The sequence below is a fragment of the Paenibacillus sp. UNC499MF genome, from assembly GCF_900107975.1.
Taxonomy (GTDB): domain Bacteria; phylum Bacillota; class Bacilli; order Paenibacillales; family NBRC-103111; genus Paenibacillus_F.
Window position 1 is genome coordinate 108,519 of sequence record NZ_FNVF01000012.1, and the last position, 19,317, is coordinate 127,835.

General features: G+C 52.2%; 18 protein-coding genes. 9 read left to right on the forward strand and 9 right to left on the reverse strand.

Going from position 1 to position 19,317, the window contains the following annotated elements; translation table 11 throughout:
- Window positions 1–113: 113 nt before the first annotated feature.
- Complete coding sequence (locus C4S74_RS20705; protein ID WP_103997239.1) at window positions 114–866, reverse strand: class I SAM-dependent methyltransferase; 753 nt, start codon at window positions 864–866, stop codon at window positions 114–116.
- A gap of 234 nt (window positions 867–1,100) precedes the next feature.
- Complete coding sequence (locus C4S74_RS20710) at window positions 1,101–2,138, reverse strand: DMT family transporter (protein ID WP_103997240.1); 1,038 nt, start codon at window positions 2,136–2,138, stop codon at window positions 1,101–1,103.
- Between the two features lie 505 nt (window positions 2,139–2,643).
- On the opposite strand from C4S74_RS20710, the gene C4S74_RS20715 reads away from it, so the two are divergent.
- Window positions 2,644–3,357 carry a 2OG-Fe(II) oxygenase gene (locus C4S74_RS20715; RefSeq protein ID WP_103997241.1) on the forward strand — a complete coding sequence of 238 codons (714 nt, stop codon included), beginning with the start codon at window positions 2,644–2,646 and terminating at the stop codon, window positions 3,355–3,357.
- 189 nt (window positions 3,358–3,546) lie between these two features.
- The gene (locus C4S74_RS20720; RefSeq protein WP_103997242.1) at window positions 3,547–4,083 is read left to right on the forward strand and encodes a GNAT family N-acetyltransferase; all 537 of its coding nucleotides are present in this window, start codon (window positions 3,547–3,549) and stop codon (window positions 4,081–4,083) included.
- A 139-nt stretch (window positions 4,084–4,222) separates the two neighbouring features.
- Here the strand turns inward: C4S74_RS20720 and C4S74_RS20725 are convergent, their stop codons facing one another.
- Together C4S74_RS20725 and C4S74_RS20730 are read right to left on the reverse strand one after the other, a co-directional pair.
- A complete protein-coding gene (locus C4S74_RS20725) occupies window positions 4,223–6,382 on the reverse strand; it encodes a DNRLRE domain-containing protein (protein WP_103997243.1) in 2,160 nt (719 codons plus the stop codon).
- A gap of 107 nt (window positions 6,383–6,489) precedes the next feature.
- On the reverse strand, window positions 6,490–7,506 hold the full coding sequence (locus C4S74_RS20730; RefSeq protein ID WP_103997244.1) for a peptidyl-prolyl cis-trans isomerase: 1,017 nt from the start codon (window positions 7,504–7,506) through the stop codon (window positions 6,490–6,492).
- Window positions 7,507–7,760: 254 nt separating this feature from the next.
- Here C4S74_RS20730 and C4S74_RS20735 point away from each other — a divergent pair, with 254 nt between their 5' ends.
- The 4 genes from C4S74_RS20735 to C4S74_RS20750 all read left to right on the forward strand — a co-directional run bounded on the left by C4S74_RS20735 (window position 7,761) and on the right by C4S74_RS20750 (window position 12,348).
- Window positions 7,761–8,309: a PepSY-associated TM helix domain-containing protein gene (locus C4S74_RS20735; RefSeq protein ID WP_103997245.1), complete on the forward strand. Its 549-nt coding sequence runs from the start codon at window positions 7,761–7,763 to the stop codon at window positions 8,307–8,309.
- A 28-nt stretch (window positions 8,310–8,337) separates the two neighbouring features.
- On the forward strand, window positions 8,338–9,438 hold the full coding sequence (locus C4S74_RS20740) for a PLP-dependent cysteine synthase family protein (RefSeq protein ID WP_103997246.1): 1,101 nt from the start codon (window positions 8,338–8,340) through the stop codon (window positions 9,436–9,438).
- Window positions 9,431–10,642 carry an MFS transporter gene (locus C4S74_RS20745; protein ID WP_103997247.1) on the forward strand — a complete coding sequence of 404 codons (1,212 nt, stop codon included), beginning with the start codon at window positions 9,431–9,433 and terminating at the stop codon, window positions 10,640–10,642. Before C4S74_RS20740 ends, C4S74_RS20745 begins: the two co-directional genes overlap by 8 nt.
- Window positions 10,643–10,752: 110 nt before the next feature.
- Entirely contained in the window at window positions 10,753–12,348 is a 1,596-nt protein-coding gene (locus C4S74_RS20750) for an oleate hydratase (RefSeq protein ID WP_258042561.1), read from the forward strand.
- Window positions 12,349–12,400: 52 nt separating this feature from the next.
- Here the strand turns inward: C4S74_RS20750 and C4S74_RS20755 are convergent, their stop codons facing one another.
- Window positions 12,401–13,141, reverse strand: coding sequence for an SDR family NAD(P)-dependent oxidoreductase (locus tag C4S74_RS20755; RefSeq protein ID WP_103997249.1), 741 nt, complete (start codon window positions 13,139–13,141; stop codon window positions 12,401–12,403).
- A gap of 182 nt (window positions 13,142–13,323) precedes the next feature.
- On the opposite strand from C4S74_RS20755, the gene C4S74_RS20760 reads away from it, so the two are divergent.
- Window positions 13,324–14,406, forward strand: coding sequence for a copper amine oxidase N-terminal domain-containing protein (locus C4S74_RS20760; protein ID WP_103997250.1), 1,083 nt, complete (start codon window positions 13,324–13,326; stop codon window positions 14,404–14,406).
- Between the two features lie 112 nt (window positions 14,407–14,518).
- Here the strand turns inward: C4S74_RS20760 and pdaA are convergent, their stop codons facing one another.
- From pdaA to C4S74_RS20775, 3 genes are all read right to left on the reverse strand, one after another.
- Window positions 14,519–15,304: a delta-lactam-biosynthetic de-N-acetylase gene (pdaA, locus tag C4S74_RS20765; RefSeq protein WP_103997251.1), complete on the reverse strand. Its 786-nt coding sequence runs from the start codon at window positions 15,302–15,304 to the stop codon at window positions 14,519–14,521.
- Window positions 15,305–15,467: 163 nt separating this feature from the next.
- The gene (locus tag C4S74_RS20770; RefSeq protein WP_103997252.1) at window positions 15,468–16,307 is read right to left on the reverse strand and encodes a neutral zinc metallopeptidase; all 840 of its coding nucleotides are present in this window, start codon (window positions 16,305–16,307) and stop codon (window positions 15,468–15,470) included.
- Between the two features lie 210 nt (window positions 16,308–16,517).
- A complete protein-coding gene (locus C4S74_RS20775) occupies window positions 16,518–16,934 on the reverse strand; it encodes a VOC family protein (RefSeq protein ID WP_103997253.1) in 417 nt (138 codons plus the stop codon).
- Between the two features lie 300 nt (window positions 16,935–17,234).
- Between C4S74_RS20775 and C4S74_RS20780 the strand changes: the two genes are divergently transcribed.
- Both C4S74_RS20780 and C4S74_RS20785 read left to right on the forward strand, forming a co-directional pair.
- The gene (locus tag C4S74_RS20780) at window positions 17,235–17,813 is read left to right on the forward strand and encodes a bifunctional transcriptional activator/DNA repair enzyme AdaA (protein ID WP_103997254.1); all 579 of its coding nucleotides are present in this window, start codon (window positions 17,235–17,237) and stop codon (window positions 17,811–17,813) included.
- A gap of 91 nt (window positions 17,814–17,904) precedes the next feature.
- A complete protein-coding gene (locus C4S74_RS20785; protein ID WP_103997255.1) occupies window positions 17,905–18,723 on the forward strand; it encodes a radical SAM protein in 819 nt (272 codons plus the stop codon).
- 80 nt (window positions 18,724–18,803) lie between these two features.
- Here C4S74_RS20785 and C4S74_RS20790 read toward each other — a convergent pair whose 3' ends face one another.
- On the reverse strand, window positions 18,804–19,226 hold the full coding sequence (locus C4S74_RS20790) for a VOC family protein (RefSeq protein ID WP_103997256.1): 423 nt from the start codon (window positions 19,224–19,226) through the stop codon (window positions 18,804–18,806).
- Window positions 19,227–19,317: the final 91 nt, after the last annotated feature.

Sequence of the window (19,317 nt, forward strand, 5' to 3'; positions counted from 1 at the left end):
GAAACCCGTGCTTCTTTTAAGATTTTTTTGTAAAGGTGCGTAAAAAAAGCCAGTGTTCTCAGCGGAACAAGCTGGCTTCATGACAGCAATCACATTCCTGCGATGCGGTCGTATTATTTTTTGGCGGCAGCAATCATAAACCGCTTCGAGTTCGTTCGGATTCCTTTGGCCGTACGGTTCTTTTCGCAAAACTTGCGCAGAATGGCGCGGTCGTTTTCCTGCTCGCCGAAGCCTGGAATAATGGGCGTCATTTGCAGCAAATAGTCCAGATCCTCATACGAGGCATAGTATTCAGCCGCATCATATTCGTTGTAGCGGAGATCGCCGAAACCGGCCTCTTCAAGCTCGGAAAGTACACGTTCCCGCAAATCCGCTGCGTCCGTCTCCAGGCCCTGGCCTCTGCCAAAAGCCTGCTTCAGGTTCAGCTTGTCGTGCGGACTCACCTGCTGCGTCAGAAATAAGCCGCCCTGCACCAGGACGCGTGCGGTTTCTTGTGCCGAATAAAAGGATTGGCGGCAGGAAACGAGGTTAAAAAATCCGGCGGGGAAAGCAATTGCCTCCGCTTCCATGTGCAGAAAGCGCACATTTGACTTCGCCGCTTTTTGCCGATTCGTGTCAGCAGTGCGGATCATGGCCGGCGAATGATCGATCCCCACTAAGAGCAGCGCGGAATCTGTCATGGTCAGCAGCCGCTCCCCGCCTCCCGTACCGATATCGAGAAGAAGGTCTGATTTCCGGCAGCTGCGTGCCACCTCTTCGAAAAAATCCCATCTTTTTCCCTCTACCGTAACTTGGATATGGCTAAAGTCCCAGCCGTTGATAGCACCGGCTTTTTCGTAAAATTGTTTGTCTTCCATACGGTTCATCTTCTTCTCCGCCTTTTTAAATGAGTTGTCGGTATACGATTTTCCGTTCCAGTTAACCGTGTTGGTATCCCAAAGGGCAGACTTCCCCCTTGGCAGCCGGTACGCGTTTTACCCGGCCCGAAACACAGATACTTCGAACAATACGGAATGTCAACCCGTTCACCTCATTTCAAAAGTCAAAACGATATAAAAAGACGCCCTGCCGAAATCAACCTGAATTGGCGCAGCTCGACTTCATGACGCCAGTCTGACGACCAGAATTCCGGCCAAAGCCAGAAGCATGCCGCAAGCTTCCCTACGGGAAATGTTCTCTTTGAGATAGAACTGCGCGTACAGCAGAACCAGCACGACGTTCATCGCGGATATGGCGGATACGATCCCCGTCACTCCTCCCCGGAATGCGGGGATGATGAACAGCATACCGGCCAGGTTCGTAATGCCTACAGTCATTCCCCAGAGCACGGTCCGTTTCATCGACCAGACCGGAGATGCCGCTCTGACCGGGCCGCCCGAGTTTTGCAGCGGCTGGCGGCTTTCTCCGCTGTTGGGGGAACTTCCCGATTCGCCGGAGTGCCGGGAAATCCGGGCTTGCTGCCCATAGGGGCCTTCCCCGGTCTCCCGTTCGCGCGGGGTTTCGTGCGCCGTCCCGGCGGCCGTGATTTTCAGCCCCTTCTCCGCCGGAGTCTTCAGCCGGGACAGCAGGTACATGCATGCGAACAGGATAGTGCCCGTGCCGTACATGACCGTTAATACGGGCAGGGTGTTCGCTGCCGACAAGGTCGCCTGCTTGGACGATAAATCCGTAAAGCCGAAAAACAGCATCGTAAGCAGGCCCCACTGGATGCCTTGCAGCTGACCGAGCTTCAGATCATGCGAATACCGGATGACGAGCAGGCCGAGAATGACAATGCAGAAGCCGGCCATCTGCACGAGGCCGAGCGCCTCCCCCCACATAAAATAAGCGAGAGTCACCACGACCACCGGGGGCAGACCCGTAAACAGCGCGATCAAGGAAGCTCGTCCGACCGAATAGCCTTTATACATAGACGCGTTCGCAATAAAGGAAAACAGTCCCATAGGGACTCCGAACCACACGCCTTGACTCCATGTCTGGTTAACAAACAGGTTAACGACAAACGAGATCAGCGCCCCGGACAAATAAACGCCGAAAAGCAGCACGTTCCGGTCGGTGCGGCGCTGGGAAGTCCATTGGTACAAAATTCCGCGCAGCCCGAAAGAGACCGCGGCAAGTGAAGCATACATAAACCACATCGTAATTTTCCTCCGCTCTGTACAATCCACCAAGGTGTAATGTCTATCATCTTTATAGACATAATAGCCTTTCGCAGCGCCCGTTGTATACCCGGTCCCCGATTTGCTTTGCTAACCGAGGTTCTCAGGTCTCGCCGGAGCTTGATTTTCACAGATTAGCGGCCGGTCTTTTTGTGCAAAAGTTTCATTAAACGGGCCAGTATTTCGTTATCTTGCGGTTTCATTCCCGAACCGGTACGCAAATGTTCTGCCGGAGGTATACTGTTTTCAGACAGCCTAAGCGGACAGTCTAAGCGCTGTTACCGTTATTAACCGAAAGAAAGGACCGTTCTGCCATGAAAAATCATTCCGCTGATTTTGCCCTGTACCGGACCTTTTCGCAGGCCGGGGCAATAGGTCAACTTCTCCCGGCATCGCCGGAACCGGACCGTACAAGCTCTGTCACACACTCCATATTTTTAAGCAATGTGAGGACCGGCTTATGCGCCGGAGGAGGGAGCTCGTCATGCCCGATAATATAGCGGAGCGTATCGCCGGGCTGGATTGGGGCTTCATCCGCCAGTCTTTAGACGAGCACGGATATGCGAAGCTCCCTCCTATGCTCGATTCCTCGCAGTGCGAAGAGCTTATCGGCGGTTACGGAGAAGAGCCGCTTTACCGCAGCACGATTCATATGGCGCGTTACCGTTTCGGACTGGGCGAATACAAATATTACCGGGCTCCCCTTCCGGACGTCATTCAAGAGCTGCGCGAAGGATTTTATCCTGCGCTTGCGGATACGGCCAACTCCTGGCTGAGGCTGCTGAACAAAGAAGCTGTTTATCCCGGTTCGTTATCCGGTTTTTTGGAACAATGCCGCCGGGAGGAGCAGACACGCCCTACCCCGCTCATACTGAAGTATGAAGCGGGAGGCTATAACTGCCTGCATCAGGATGTATACGGAAGCGTATTTTTTCCCTTTCAGATCGTTTTTGCCTTGAATCAGAAAGAAGAGGACTACACGGGCGGAGAATTTCTGCTGGTGGAACAGCGGCCCCGCGCCCAAAGCAGAGGGCATGTCCTTACGCTCGAACGCGGCGAAGGGTTGATTTTCCCCACCACCCATCGTCCTGTGTCCGGTTCCCGCGGGTACTACAAGACTACGCTCCGGCATGGCGTAAGCACCGTAACGACGGGCACGCGCTACAGTCTGGGACTTGTTTTTCACGATGCCAAGTAACTGCCGCTGCTCATGTCAGGAATTCTGGAGTTGGGGAGCTCAGAGGCACTGGAGACTATAAGTTCAACTCATGCGGAAAGCGCCCTTTTGAGTTATACTGGATAAATCTACATAGAGGAAGGACTGAACGATGCGCAGATATCAATACTTTAACCCGCCGAAGATAAAAAAATGGAGGTAAAGCTATTGATGAAAGACAAGCTGAAATCGGAAAGACTCCTGCTGCGGACTATAACGGAAGCGGATGCTCCCCGACTGTTCGAGATCTGGTCTTCTCCCGATGTAACGAAATTTATGAATATCGATCCGTTCACGGAAATTAAACAGGCAGCGGATATGATTGATTTTCTGAACGGATTGGCCCGGGAAAACAAGGCGGTCCGCTATGCGATCATCGACCGGAAATCGGGTACGATTATAGGTTCCTGCGGGTTCAACGAACTCGATTACGGACAACGGAGAGCGGAAATCGGCTACGATCTGGACCCTGCTTTCTGGGGAAAACAGTATGCACCCGAGGCGATCGGATGCATGCTTGCTTATGCGTTCGATGAACTCGGAATGAGCCGGATCGATGCTAAAGTCGAGCCCGAAAACGTCAATTCCATCAAAGTTTTAAGGAAATTGCGTTTTACTTTCGCCGGCACGCTCAGGTGCGAAGAAGGCGCCGATTCCGGCCCTTCTGCACCGCTTTTAAATCTGTATACGAGAAGCCGGGAAGACTGACTCGCAGCCGCTCCGGCAACGCAGCAAAGGCTGCCGCACATTTGCGGCAGCCTTTTGGCGCTTCGTCTTGCTCGCGTATCTTGGAGCCAACCGACAGTCTACTATAGCATCGGTACGATTTGCCTGAGCCGGCTCACGGCTAGTTCACGACAAGTTCGGGCTTGTTAGCCGGATTTTCCCGGCTGTTAAACTGGATCGTACGGTCCTGGTCGGACACGCCTTCCACTATCAGCGTGACGATGCCGTCCGAGAGCTGGTCCTTGACGAAAGACGTGACGTCCAGCTCATAGTACGTCAAGTTGCTTCCTACCTGAATGGTGGACAAAGCACCTGTGGTGGCGGCCGGCGCGTTGTTCCAGGTAAGCCCCGTCTCCGTCCAGCCGTCGGCGGCCGCTCCCGACACCTTGACCTGGACGTTCGAACCGTCCTGCGTGTTGCCGCCGAACAGGCGGAGCTTCGCGGAATTCACGGCAGACACACCGCTGACGTCGAATTTGAGGTAAGCTTTCCGGGTGTAGCCTGCGGCCGTGCCGTCTTTGACGTACAGCGTCGGGGCTGTACCGTAATTGGTCCCGGCGCCCGAACCGTCAAGCACGTAGGCGTCGGCTGTCGGCGCTTTAACCCCTGCCGGAGGCGTTACCGTAACGCCGGCGCCGTTGTATGCGCCGATATTCGGCACGGCCGTTGCGGAAACGGCTCCGCCGAAATAATCTTTGCCGCCGTTGTCGGCGATAAGCTTGCCGGCGTTCAGCGCCGGGGAACCGGCCTTCAGGCGGTAGGCCGCCGCCGTGGACAGACCGGTGCCTGCGCCTCCGGGATTTACAAACGCCGGATCGGCCGTCCGTTTGCCGGGATCGGAAGGTTCATTTGCCGAATGGGTTCCGCTGGCTTCATAGAAAATATTGTTGCTGAAAGAGGTCTGGCCCCAGTTGGCCGATGTTCCCCAATTGGTCGCTACGGACGGATTCGTATTGTAGAAAATATTGTTCATAAACTGGTAGCCGGTTTTCGTGGCATCGTTGCCGCCGATTACCTTGTGCGCGGCTCCGTTGTAGTAAAAGACATTGTTGTAGATCGAAGCCGGAGTCGCCTCGTTCGCATTAAAATGACGGATAATGTTGCCTTCGTTCTGGCTGATATGATAGCGCATCACATCGTTCTTGTTCGTTCCCATCATCAGCACATGTCCCATCGGATTATCGTGGCTGTAATTGTACTGGTAGGTCGTATTTTCCAGGTACAAATCGAAGTCCCACGCGCAGCCGTCCTGATTGGACGCCGGTCCGCCGAACGCTTCGTTATACTGCAGGACGGTGTTTTTGGCGACGGCCAGCCAGATGGCTGCAATCGCATTGGTGGAGGCGACACGCGTACCGAAACGGTTTGCCACGTTATATTCAACGAGAGCCCCGTCCGTGTCCCGCAGAATGATGCTGTCTCCGCCGACATCTTCCAGATTGTTATGGCCGATATAGACGTTCGTATTCCAGTTGCCGTACGTGCGTGTGCTCGTCGTACTGAAGCTGTCGTCGTTCACATAGTTGCTGTGGGCCGCAGCCCGGATTCCGACGCGGTCCACTTTGCGGATGGTATTGTTTTCGATGCGGACATCGTTGAATCTGGCATACGTGCGGGTAGAGGTCGACGCGGTGCCTTGAATAACCGTAATAATGCCGCCGTTTTCCTTCGGTCCCGCGTTATTGCTGCCGTCCACATCGTGAACGTCATTGCCCCTGATATAAATGTGATTGTAAACCCGGTCGCTTTCGTTCGCGTCGATGACAACGAAAATTCCTGCCCGGAAGGCGGCGGAGTCGTTGTTTTCCACGGAAAAATTGTCATCGTTCGTGACTTCCAGGTTGTTGATTTCCCAGTACTCCTGATTGCGCAAAAATACCGTTCCGGTGTTGTACGTTTTCGTACTGTTGTAAACGGTCTGATTAAAGCTGCTGCCGCCGCCGTTTATAACCGGCTTGCTTCCGCTTCCGTATTTGTCGATCACGATCGGGCTACCGTTCGCACCCGAACCTTTGGGCCAAAGCTGGCCGTTCCAGATTCCGCCGGATTTGAACAAAATCTGATCTCCCGGCTGAAACGTCGTTGCGTTCACCTTGGCTAACGTCTTCCAGGCCTGCGCCTGGGAGGTGCCGTTGTTGGCATCGTTGCCGGCCGCCGAATCCACGTAGTAAGCCGTTCCGGCCGCATGAGCCGGCTTCACTCCATAGAAAGCGTTTACAAAAAGCGATAAAAATAAAACGGCTGCCGTCCAGGCACTGATCCTGCTGGAAATTTTCTGCACGATGACTTGCCTCCTTTTTCGTAATAAGCGATAGCTTCGCCTCTTCACTTTACAAAAAATTCCTCTCCCCCCAATAGGCACGATTTTGACTTTCCTGTGCAGCCTTTTTACTTTATGGCGCGTGTCTTCCCTTCCTGTGAGAGCTGCTTTGTGACGATTATTTCGGTCCCGGATATACGCGAGGCCAGTTCAACGGCATATCTTTCTTCCGTAAAAAGAATGCGTACGCGCTCTTTCACGTCTTCGAAAGGCTCGTATTCCGCCTTTCCCCGTTCCGCGCAGCGGATGACATACAACCGGTCGGACTCCCCGATCACTCCGCTCAGCCCGCCCGTTTGCAGCCCCTCCGCCGCTTGAAGCAGCGCCGGATACTTCTCCGCGTCCGCTTTGCGCTGTTCCGGTTCGAACCACCGCACTTCCGCCTCAAGACCGCTGTCAGCATGCCCCGCCAGGCTTTCGAAAGCTTCTCCCGCCTTCAGTCGGGCCGCCGCTTCGTTCAGCTTCGCGGCACCCTTTTCGCTGTTCTCCGCCGATAAAAGCTCCAGGCGGATTTTGGACGGACGCATGAACCGCTCGTCCTTCATGCGTTCATACGCGGCCCGCAGCTCGGCGTCACCGGCGGCAAAATCTTGTCCGGCCAGCGCCTCTTTCAGCCGAAGCTGCAAATTCGACTGCTCGTACCGGTAGAACCCGGCCGGATCGTAAGCGAGCGGGCCGTAGACCGGTTCGCCGCGGCCGGATGCGGCTTTGCGCCTGGCGTTCTCCTGCTCCCAGCGCTTCTCGAAGTCGCCGAAGCCGAGACCGCCGGAGCCCACTCCTTTTTCCCTTGCCCAAAGCTGCTCGGTTTTAAGCTCCTTCACCCGCTCAAGCGTCTTCGCGTCCAGTTCTTCCGGTTTAACCGTACTTCTCAGCATGTCGCGGATCAGGGCAAACTCGCCGTATTGGACAGGCTCATTTCCGATAGAAGCGACGACGGCATACGGCTCCGCCGATGAGGAATTATAGTGGGCAAATCCCGCCGCCGCGGCACCAGCCGCCAAAACGAAAGCCGACACGATGATAATCCGGGCAACCCGGTTTTTCTTCCCGCGCGGTTTCTGTACGGGCTTTCTTTTATTACTCATCATGACTCCCTCCTTCCAAAGATTCAGCCTTCCTTTTCCCTATCTTAAAAAAGGCCGTGCCGGTCTGCCAGGAACTCCGTTGACTTTTTGAAGCGAAAATGTGAACGATTTTGACTTTTTCCCCCATGGATTCCCATAATCCGGCAAAATAACTTCTCTCTATAGCCCGGTTGAGTCATGTTATTTTTCACATTCATGGATATAATTGGTTTACGGAATTCCGGAACTACACAAGAGGAGGAAAAAAAACGTTCATGAAAACACGAAAATATCATTTGTGGGTGGGTTTAATCGCTTCGATTTTTATTTTTGTGGAAGCGCTGACAGGCATGCTTCTGGTGCACACAAGCTCCATGGGTTTCAACAAGCAGGTTCAGACGTACGAAGCTCCAGCCGCAAGCTCCGACCAGCAAACTTTGAATGTGGCGGAAGCCGTTTTGAAAGCGAGCCAATCCGGCGCTTTCGATCTTTCGGAGGCTAGACTTGTCATGAATCATACGCTGGGAGACGGCCATCACGGTCAAGCGGGGGATTACAAAGTCCGCCTGCGGGACGACGATCAGACCCTGTACGTGATCGATCTGTACGGGAACGTGATCCGCAAAGAAGTAAACGCTGTCAACAATTTTGTCCGTGATCTTCATTTCGGTGAGCTGTACGGCAAAGACATTACCTGGTTCGTCGATATTGCCGCCATTGCCATCATGTTTCTTACCGCCACCGGCATCATTCTTTCCATCCGTGTTCTGAAAGCGGGGTCGATACGTAAAAATAAGCGCAAGAAGGCGGAGGCCGCCGGCTAGATCTGAACTTATAGAGGAGGTACGGATAATGTCCACGATTCTCGATACGATCGGCAACTCCCCTCTCATACGGTTAAACCGGCTGGTGGAGTCGGCGGATTCGGAAATTTATTTGAAAATGGAGCGGACCAATCCCGGCGGCAGCATTAAGGACCGTCCCGCGCTTTACATTATCGAGGAAGCGGAAAGAAGGGGCTGGCTCAAACCCGGCGGCACACTCATCGAATCGTCTTCGGGTAATTTCGGCATCTCGCTGGCCATGATCGGCGCGGCCAAAGGATACCGCGTCATCGTGCTGGTGGACCCGAAAACGACTCCCGTCAATCTGGCCATGATGAAAGCTTACGGTGCGGAAGTGATCGTGGTCACCGAACAGGATGACAGCGGATCTTACCACAAGACCCGGATCGCGCTGGCCAACAAGCTGCACCGTGAAATTCCCGGCTCGTTCCGTCCGGATCAGTGCTTTAATCCTTGGAACGGGGAAGCCCATTATGTTCAGACGGCGAAGGAGCTGATGGAGCAAAGCGGCCACCGGATCGATGCCGTTATCGTCACCGTCAGCACAGGCGGCCAGATCGGAGGCCTCTCGCGCTACATCAAGGAATACGCCCCGCATGTGAAAGTGATAGCGGTCGATGCGGTCGGTTCGACCATATTCGGCGGCAAAGCTCACGCCTATCTGCTGCCGGGCATGGGACTTAGCTGGACGCCGACCAATGTGGACGATTTGCGTCGCATCGACGAAGTTTACAAAGTTCCCGATGAGGATGCGTTCCTCATGTGCCGGATGCTTGCCAAGCACGAAGGCATTTTGGGCGGCGGCTCGACAGGGGCCGGGATGGTCGCGGCCTGGAAGCTGGCGCAGCTCATGGGCAGCGGCAAAAGGATCGTGTGCGTTGCCTCCGACAACGGAGAACGCTACCTGCCGACTATCTATAATGACGACTGGCTGCAAGAACGCGGGATTTTAACGGATATCGGCCTGCAGGAAATGAAAGTCCGTGTCCGCCAGCTGCCGCCCTACAGCAGAAACCCTCCCGAAACGGCCAACTACAAACCCGAGCTGGCCGAACAGCTGGATTCCCCCAGCCGCTTGATTTCAAGGGAGCTGTTCCGGCATGGATAACCCGTATTCTTTCAGGGCTCTGCAAGTATATGCGGTTACGATTCTCTTTTACTGCATTGTCTACATGGTGTTGATGATTCTTCCCTTTTATGCCATCACCGCGGGTGCCGGTGAAATGGAAATCGGTCTGATTATGGGCACGACGATGTTCGCTTCCATGATCTGCAGACCTCTGGCCGGAAGCGTTATCGACAGATATGGAACCCGGAAAATATTTGTGCTCGCCCTGCTTCTGTTCACCGTTTCACTGGCGGGCTATTTCATTCCGAATTTGTGGCTGTTCGGTCTGGTCCGTGCCGTTCAAGGCATAGTAGCCGCTTTTTTCTCCACGGCCATGGAGATCATTACGATGGACCTGCTTTCCGAGAAAATGAGAGCGCAGGGCTTGTCCCTTTATTCCCTGGCGACCATGATTCCTTCCACCTTCGGACCGACCATCGCCCTGCTTCTGAAAGACTGGCTGCCGATGACTTGGATTTTCGGTTCGCTGTTTATGATGAGTGCGGGAATTTTCCTGTTCGGGCTTTCGCTTTCCAGGCAAATGAAGCCGGAATCCGCTGTTCCGGCGGCAGAAGCCGAGGATGAGCCGGCAGCAAGCCCGCTTGCCCGGAAAGGCGTGTGGAAAAGCCGGGCCCTGCTCCTCTCCTCCGCCGTTATGCTGCTTGCCTCCGTCGCCAACGGAGCCATTTTCACCTTTCTTCCCTTGTATCTGGAGAAACAAGGTTTGAAATTCGCGGAGCTTTATTTTCTTATCCAGACGCTCGTGCTGGTCTTGACCCGGTTCGCGGGCCGGAAGTATATTCCTTCCGACGGCAGCTTTCCCGGGAGGATTCTGTTCCCCGCTCTCGCGTTAGCCTGTCTGGGCTCGCTGATTCTGGGAACCAGCCTGTCACCCGCCGCGCTGTCGGCCGCCGCCGTCTTTAACGGCATTGCGTTCGCCCTGCTGTACCCGTCGCTGCTGACCTACGTGTCCTTCTCCGTGCCGCATTTTGCGCGCGGACTGTTGATCGGTCTATTCATAGGCGCCGCCGATCTCGGATTTTCGCTGGGCGCTCTAGCCATGGGGCCTGTCGCTTATTCCTTCTCGTTTCCGGTCATGTTTATTACGGGGGGCGCGCTTTGTTTTCTAGCCGGTTTGGCGGGCTTAGGCTTTCGCGTGCGGCGAAAGGAACAGGGAAAGAAGACGACGGCGGCAGGTTTGTAGATGCTGCTGTTATCCGGCTTCGGCTAAGTTTGTACGACAAATCCCTTGTATTGTCTAGTTTATTCCTCTCTGCCCCGTGTCCAAGTAATTAGGGAGAGGAGCTGATGAGAATGAATACGCATAAAGAGACAAACAACCATGCTTATTTCATAGGAGGTGGCATCGCTTCCTTGGCGGGAGCCGTCTTCCTGATCCGGGACGGCGGCTGGGCAGGCGAACGGATTCATATCCTGGAAGACCGCCCGGTAAACGGCGGTTCTCTGGACGGAAGCGGGAATGCGGAGCAAGGGTATGTAATCCGGGGAGGCCGGATGCTGAACGAGCCGACCTACGAATGTACGTGGGAGCTTCTGGATTCCATTCCTTCGATCGACTCGCCCGGCAAAACCGTCAAAGACGACATTTACGCCTTTACGGAAAAATATCCGACCCACGCACAAGCGCGCCTTGTGGATAAGGACCGGAATATCGTCGATGTGGAGCATATGCTCTTTTCCAATAAAGATCGTCTTGATCTCGGCAAGCTGCTTGTCACACCGGAAGATCGTCTCGGCAAGCAAAAAATTAACGAATGGTTCGAGCCCGAATTTTTTGAAACGAATTTCTGGTTTATGTGGGCGACGATGTTCGCTTTTCAGCCTTGGCACAGTCTGGTGGAGTTCAAAAGATATATGATCCGGTTTATGCATGAGTTTCCCCGTATCCATACTCTGGCCGGTGTCGCCCGCACGCCTTACAATCAATTCGATTCGATCGTGCTTCCGATCCAGAAGTGGCTGGAAAGCCAAGGCGTCCGCTACGAGAGAAATACGCGCGTAACCGATCTGGATTTCAAGCCGGATCCCACGGGAAAAAGCCGGGTAACGGCGCACCGCATACAGGTCGTTAAAGACGGGAATACCGGCTCGATTGCGGTGAATCCGGACGATCTCGTGTTCTTCACGAACGGCTCCATGACGGAAAGCTCCGATCTCGGTTCGATGACCTCCGCACCTGTTCTTGGAGAAAAAGGACCTTCGTTCGGGCTTTGGGAAAAAATTGCCGCAAAGCTTCCGGGCTCAGGCAATCCGTCCGCTTTCGACGATCATATTTCCGAGTCCAAGTGGGCATCGTTTACGGTCACGTGCAAGGACCCGATGTTTTTCGATTTCATGGAAAACTTCTCCGGCAACAAAGCGGGTACGGGCGCACTCGTTACCTTTAAGGATTCCGGCTGGCTGATGTCCGTCGTGCTCGCGCACCAGCCGCATTTCCGCAATCAGCCGGAAGATGTGCAGGTATTTTGGGGCTATGGCCTCTTCCCTGACAAGCCGGGTGATTTCGTACCGAAGAAAATGTCCGAATGCACGGGAGAAGAAATTTTAACGGAACTGCTGTCTCATCTGAAGCTGGCGGAAAAGCTGCCGGAAATGCTGGAAAATTCCATCTGCATTCCCTGCATGATGCCGTTCATCACGAGCCAGTTCATGCCCCGTGAAGCCGGGGACCGGCCGCAAGTCGTACCGGACGGCTCCGGTAATTTCGCTTTTATCGGGCAATTTACCGAAATACCGGACGATGTCGTGTTCACGGTGGAATATTCCGTCCGAACGGCTCAAACGGCCGTCTATAAGCTGCTTGACATCGACAAAAAGATTCCCGGGATGTACCACGGGAACCATCATGCCAAGGTGCTGTTCGATTCGCTGGTGACAATGGTCAAATAGCCCTGCTCCGAGAAGCTCCCGCCAAACCGGCGGGGGCTTTTTGGGATTTCCGCTACATTTCCCCGCCTCCGCTGACAGGCAAGTAAGTGCCCGTCAGATAGGAGCTGTCTTCCCCTGCGTAGAAAGCGATCGCGCGGGCAACATCCTCCGGCCGGCCGATCCTCCCGAGCGGCAAATGTGCCGCTTGCTGCTGTTTGAACGCTTCCGGTATCGACGCCGTCGCATCGGTTTCCACCATGCCGGGCGAGACGATATTCGCGGTGATGCCTGCGCCGCCGAACTCTCCGGCAATATACCGGACGAAGCTGTTTAAGGCTCCCTTGGAGGTGCCGTGCGATATGAACAGCGGTGCCGCATGGTTGCTGAGTCCGCTGGACACATAAACGAGCTTTCCGTACTTTTTTTGTTTCATAAAAGGCAGTACGGCTTTAGTCGAAACGAAAGCGGCTTGAAGCTCATCGTTCGTCTTCTGAATGAACTCTTCCCAGGACATATCTTCGAAAGACTTCTGGACAAAATTCATGCCGGCGTTATGAACCAGAATGTCTACCGTTCCGAAGCGGGATACCGTCTCGGCCACGAGTCCGTTCATCTGTGCCGCACTGCGGGCGTCCGCCTGCAAAGCCGCGGCTTCTCCCCCGTTTTCCCGTATGAAAGCAACGACGTTCTCCGCGGCCGAAGCATTGCTCGCATAATTGACGATGACCTTGGCTCCGCGTTCGGCCAGCAGCTTAGCCGCTGCGGCACCGATTCCCCGGCTCGAACCCGTCACAATGGCAACTTTCCCTTTCATTTTCCGCTCACTCCTTTTTCATTCGTATGTATCCGCATATCAGCTCAAGCCTCAAGCTGTCTACATAACTAAGACACTTCGCCCGAACGAAGTGTTTCAGCATGAAAAGAAATTTGAACCCAAACCTCCCCCGGTTCGACTAAATCTATGAGGATAAAAATTGAAAGGAATGATACATTATCATGCTAAAAAACAGAAAATGGATCTCCGCCGGATTGGGTCTGTTGATCCTTGCCGCAGCTCTTCCCGTTAATGCGGGGGCAGCATCCAAGGAGTCCGCACCCCGCGCGCTAACGCTGGAACAAGTAGCAAAAGAAATCAGGGGAAAAGCCCCGGGCCTCGTTTACGTGGAATGGAAGGAGATCAGTAATCTCGAAGACGGAAAAAGTAACGTTGTCTGGAACAAATCGTGGGAGGATGCTCCGAATGCCCGGTTCAGGCTGGAAGTCAGCTATGACACGGCCGGGAAAACGCTGAATACTATCGTCATTAACGGAGACGACGGCCTTTCTTATATGGCCGAAGGAAACAAAACAAGCAAGATCAAACTGAATGGCATGGAATTTAACAGCTACTCTAAACTTTCAAAAATGCGCCTTGAAACATTCCTGATAGATACGGAAGATCCCGCTTATCAAGGAGAAGAAACCATTTTAGGCCGGCAAGCTTACCACCTTTCCGGTAAAAGCAAGAAAACGGTTCTCAAGTTTACCGACCAAGCAGGCAAGGAGATAGAGACGCCTGTGGTAATGCCGGCCAGAGAACAATGGTATGATACGGAAACCGGTATGCTGTTGAAAGAACGGGCGGCTAAGCCTTCCGAAAGCGGTTTTGAAACGGTCGTTAGCGCTATAAAAGTGTCACCGGAACTTACTCCCGATGTATTCGACTTCAAGTCGATAACTAAAAAGCCGGAAGGGATCCAGGTAACCATCAACGGTCAAACACAACGGTTCGAGCAGCCGCCGGTAATCGTAGAAGGCAATACGCTGGTACCGTTAAGAGCTATTTTCGAAAAGCTTGGCGCAAACATCACATGGAACGAGCAGGAACAATCCGTTACGGCCGTTAAAGGCGGCTCCGCGATCTATTTGAAAATCGGCAGTAAAAGTGCAGCCGTTAACGGCGAAAGCAAAATACTAGAAGTTCCTGCACAGCTCGTGAACGAGCACACGATGGTTCCGGTCCGGTTCATCAGCGAAGCACTCGGTGCCGATGTAAAGTGGGAACCTTCGTCCCAAACGGTGATTATTACGAACCCGTAAGGAACTTGCCTCCTTCAAGCCGGCCTGCTTCCGGCACAAGAAACGAAAAACCAGGACAGCGATACACTGCCTGGTTTTTTGCCGTCTGAATGACGACTCCTATTTCAATCATTCAATACGTCTTTTTATCTAATTTTTCAAGACTCTTGAACTCATATCCCTGCTTGTGCGCTTCATCAATAATTTTGTCCAAGGCATCCGTATTGTCCTTTGAAATCGAGTGAAGCAGAATGACAGCCCCCGGATGCAGCTGGGCGATAACTTTATCGTAGGCATATTTCCAGCCCTTCTGATCTTTCACGTCCCAATCTTTATAAGCAACCGACCAAAATACGTTGGTGTATCCCTGTTGTTTGCTAGCCTCTAAAACCCGGTCGCTGAAAATTCCGCGCGGCGGACGCATGAAAGCCATCGTCTGCACACCTGTCAGATTAGCTACGGCATTTTTGACCCGGTCCAGCTCGGTTTTTATTTTCTCATCGGGGATTTGGGACATATCCGGATGACTCCAGGAATGATTTCCGATAAGGTGGCCTTCGGCTGTCATCCGTTTAACTAATTCGGGTTTATCTTCGACAAAATGGCCGGTTACGAAAAACGCCGCGGGTACCTGTTTGGCTTTTAAGACATCCAGGATTTTGGGAGTACAACCGTTCTCATATCCGTTATCGAAGGTGAGATAAAGTTCTTTTTTATCGGAATTTCCCAGAAAAACGGCTCCATGCTTCTCCAAAATGGTCTTGAATCCTTCTTCATTAATGGAAGCCGGCTTCCCTTTCTTACTCTTCTTGAATCCGAAATGATAAGGCTTATTTCCCCCGTCGGCTGCCAAGGTATCTAAAGGAAACAGCGTGATGAAAAGGGCGAATAAAGCAAAAACGATCGTAAACCGCTTCATGATGTCCCTCCGTTATTCATATCTTTGATTCATTTAGTAATATGTCTTTTACCGGAAGGATTCATGCGATTCCATGCTTTGGAACTTTGTGGGACCTGACAAATGACAAATAAAAAAATACCCGCCGGAATGGCGGATATTTCTTCTAAGTGGACGATGTCTCCTATTTTGTGCTCGAAAACGTGTCTCCATCCTCAATTTTTCCCGATTGATAGCCTTTGCTGAACCAGAATTTTCGTTGTTCGGAAGTGCCGTGCGTAAAGCTTTCGGGAACCACGTAGCCGCGCGCTCTTTTCTGAATCGTATCATCTCCGACCGCGCTGGCCGCCGTTAACGCTTCCTCCAGGTCTCCCGCTTCAAGCACGTCCATCCCCTTGGCATGATGTGCCCATACACCCGCAAAATAATCGGCCTGAAGTTCAAAACGGACCAGATATTTATTGAACTCCGCTTCACTCATCTTTTGACGCAGCGGCATGATTTTGTCGGATGTCCCGAGCAGTGTCTGAACATGGTGTCCGACCTCATGAGCAATGACGTAAGCCATCGCGAAGTCTCCGGGTGCATTGAATTCCTGCTTAAGCTCGTTATAGAAGCTGAGATCTATATACAGCTTGCGGTCGCCCGGACAATAAAACGGCCCCGTTGACGATCCGGCCGTCCCGCAGGCGGATTGCACCTGGTTCGTGTACAGAACAAGCGTCGGTTTTTCATAAGTCAGACCCCGCTCCTTAAACTGGGCGGTCCATACGTCTTCCGTATCGGCCAGCACAACAGAGACAAACTGGGAAAGCTCCTTCTCCTGCTGCGTTTCTTCGTAGGGCGCGTTTGATCCGGAGTCCGTGCCCGTCAAATTACTTAGCAGATCGCCTGGATTTCCTCCAAGCAGGGTCATAAGGAGCACGATAATGATCCCTCCGATACCTCCACCGACGAGCGTTTTGCCGCCTACTCCCCTCCGGTCTTCCACGTTCGAACTTCCTCTTCTTCCCTGCCACTTCATCGCTTGTCCTCCCCCTGTTGTATAGAAACAATTCCGGTTAGAATGAATGATTTATATAGGTATATACCCGATCTGCACAGTCAGAAACTTAATGAAAGCACACCGCAAGATTTGCTATCCAGTCGTTTCCAGGAAAACAAAAAGAACCGCGCATACCGCGGCTCTTTCAACAGAAACTTTCATTCCATTATTTCCCGATTACACGGCGCTTTATCCCTGAGCGGCCGCGCTCTCGTCCATATAAATATACTCCCAATGATGACCGTCGATATCGCGGAAGCTCCATGTATACATAAAGCCATGGTCCACCTTATCGTTCATCGGACTTCCTCCTGCAGCCAGTGCCTTGCTTACAATCTCCTCCACCTGCTCTTTGCTGTCCGCAGACAACGCCACAATAACTTCCGCACTTCTTCCCGTATCTGCTATTTCCTTGTTTGTGAATGTTTTGAAGAAATTCTCCACCAAAAGCATCACATAAATAGTATCGCTGACAACCATGCAGGTTGCATTTTCGTCCGTAAATTGGGGATTGAATTCATAACCGAGCGCCGTAAAAAATTCAACCGATTTGTCCAAATTTTTAACCGGTAAATTCACAAAAATTTTGTCCGATTTAGCTGCCATGCAGAAATTCCTCCACATCGTCTATTGAATTTTCCGGAAGGTCTTTCCGGTTGCTTTTATTGTAGCATGGGTTCCAAGCCGGCATTTCTCTTAAATTGCGCTTTTAGTTACGGAAGATATACTGCGGATAGCCGTCCGACGAATGATCCTCTTCTTGGATAATCACTGTTATTCGTTATCCTCTATAGTTGGTCATGCATGTCGTGAAATGTTTAGCGATATGTTGCTGTCTCATTCCTTTATACGTACATACGTTTCACTTTAGAGGTATAATGGGGATAAGAGGAGGTGCTTCCAGCTATGTCAAAGCGGTTTCAAATAACGGTTAAATTGGAGCGTCCCGCAGCCGATAAATGGCAGGCGATCATCAGCAACGATGCTTCATTCGATGGTGTCTTCTTTTACGGAGTGAAAACGACAGGTATTTTTTGCCGGCCATCCTGTAAATCCAAAGAACCCAAACGGGAAAACACCTGCGTTTTCCAAAATGCCCAACAAGCACTGGAGGCCCGGTTTCGTCCCTGCAAACGTTGTAAACCGACCGGCAGCCGGCTGCCCGATGCTGATTGGATCGAACAAATCGCCCATTACGCGGATAACCATTATAAACAACCCCTAACGCTCAGAAGCTTCTCGGAAATTGGCCACGGCAGCCCTTATCATCTTCAACGTACGTTCAAAAAAGTCAAAGGAATGACTCCGTCGGAATATCTTCAGCATATCCGCATTGAAAATGCCAAAAGACTGCTCGGAAATTCAACATTATCCGTCTCCGACATCGGTTCCAAAGTCGGCATCCGGAATACCTCATATTTTATTACACTCTTTAAAAAGAAAACCGGTTATACGCCCGCAGGCTACCGGCAGACTCAATCCTGACTCATAAGATTGAAGGCTGAATAACATTGCGGAAACAGGTGCGAGCTGTCCATGAAGACCCTATAAAACTGAACTGAGGAACGGAGAGGTTATGAAACTGGAATACGGTTATAAAACACCTAAAACTCTGCTTAATAAAGGAACGGGCTTCCTTGCCGGGTATACTCACTCGTTAAATCCTTATACCGGGTGTTCATTCGGTTGTTCATATTGTTATGTAAGAAAAATGCCTGTCTCTACTTTCCGCGGAGCCGAATGGGGAACTTGGGTGGATATTAAGAAAGACGCGGCCGAACTACTCCGCAAAGAGCTGCGCCGGGCGAAAACGAAAGGTCCCGTCACTATTTTTATGTCTTCGAGCACGGATCCGTATCAGCCGGTTGAATACAAAGAACAAATCACCCGTTCGCTGCTGGAAGTGATGACCGAAGATCCCCCGGAATTTGTGCTGGTGCAGACAAGAAGCCCATTAGTAACGCGCGATTTGGATTTGCTTCTTCAATTGAAAGACAAAGTTCGTGTAAGCATGACCGTAGAAACCGACTTGGATGAGATACGCAAGCGCTTCTCCCCAGGGGCACCTTCCATACAGGCGCGGCTGAAAGCTCTTGAAACGTTAAAAGCGGCCGGAGTTCCTTCGCAAGCTGCGATTGCTCCTCTCCTGCCAAGCAGTGAACGATTTCCGGACCTGTTAAAATCGGTCGTCGACCGGGTTTGCGTGGACGATTATTTTATGGGGGACGGCAGCGGCGGGAGAAGAACCCGGAGTCTGAATATGGAGAACATCTATTTGGAGTTAGGATTGGAAAAGTGGTATCATCCGCATGCTTACCGGATTATAGTTGAACGCTTGAAAGAAGTGTTTCCCGGGAATGGGATCTTTATAAGCCAGGAAGGTTTTGAACCGTAGACTTTCTATCGGCAGCCGTGTTCAGACAAATCATGAAGGCAAAAATCCGCAGCTCTGCGGATTTTTGCTTTTATTGGGATCTACTGCTGAGATTCCCTGCATGCCGATGTGTCGGACGTAATCATCCACGAGATGCCGAATTTGTCTTCCAGCTGTCCGAACAGGGCGCCCCAGAAAGCCGGCTCCAGAGGCTGTTTGACGCTGCCGCCCTTCGACAAATTGTTAAAAGCCGCGTGAGCTTCTTCTTCGGTAGCGAATTCAAGACAGAGACTTACCATATTTCCCGGTGTCAGCGATTCAAACATCGAATCCGACATGAGAAAAGTAACGCCGGCCGCAACCAGGCTCAGGTTAATGACTTTATCTTTCAGTTCTTCTTCGCTCGCGCCCGGGACCTGACCGTACGTCGTAACGGACGTGATCTCTCCTCCCAGCGCCCCTATGTAAAATTCAGCTTGTGCCCGCGCGTCTTCGGAAATAATATACGTCGTATGCGTAGCCATTCATCAACATCCTCTCGAAAGGTATATGTGGTTCTTATAACTATCGTAACACTGATTAACAGCTCATATTTCTTATAAATTGCGGTCATGC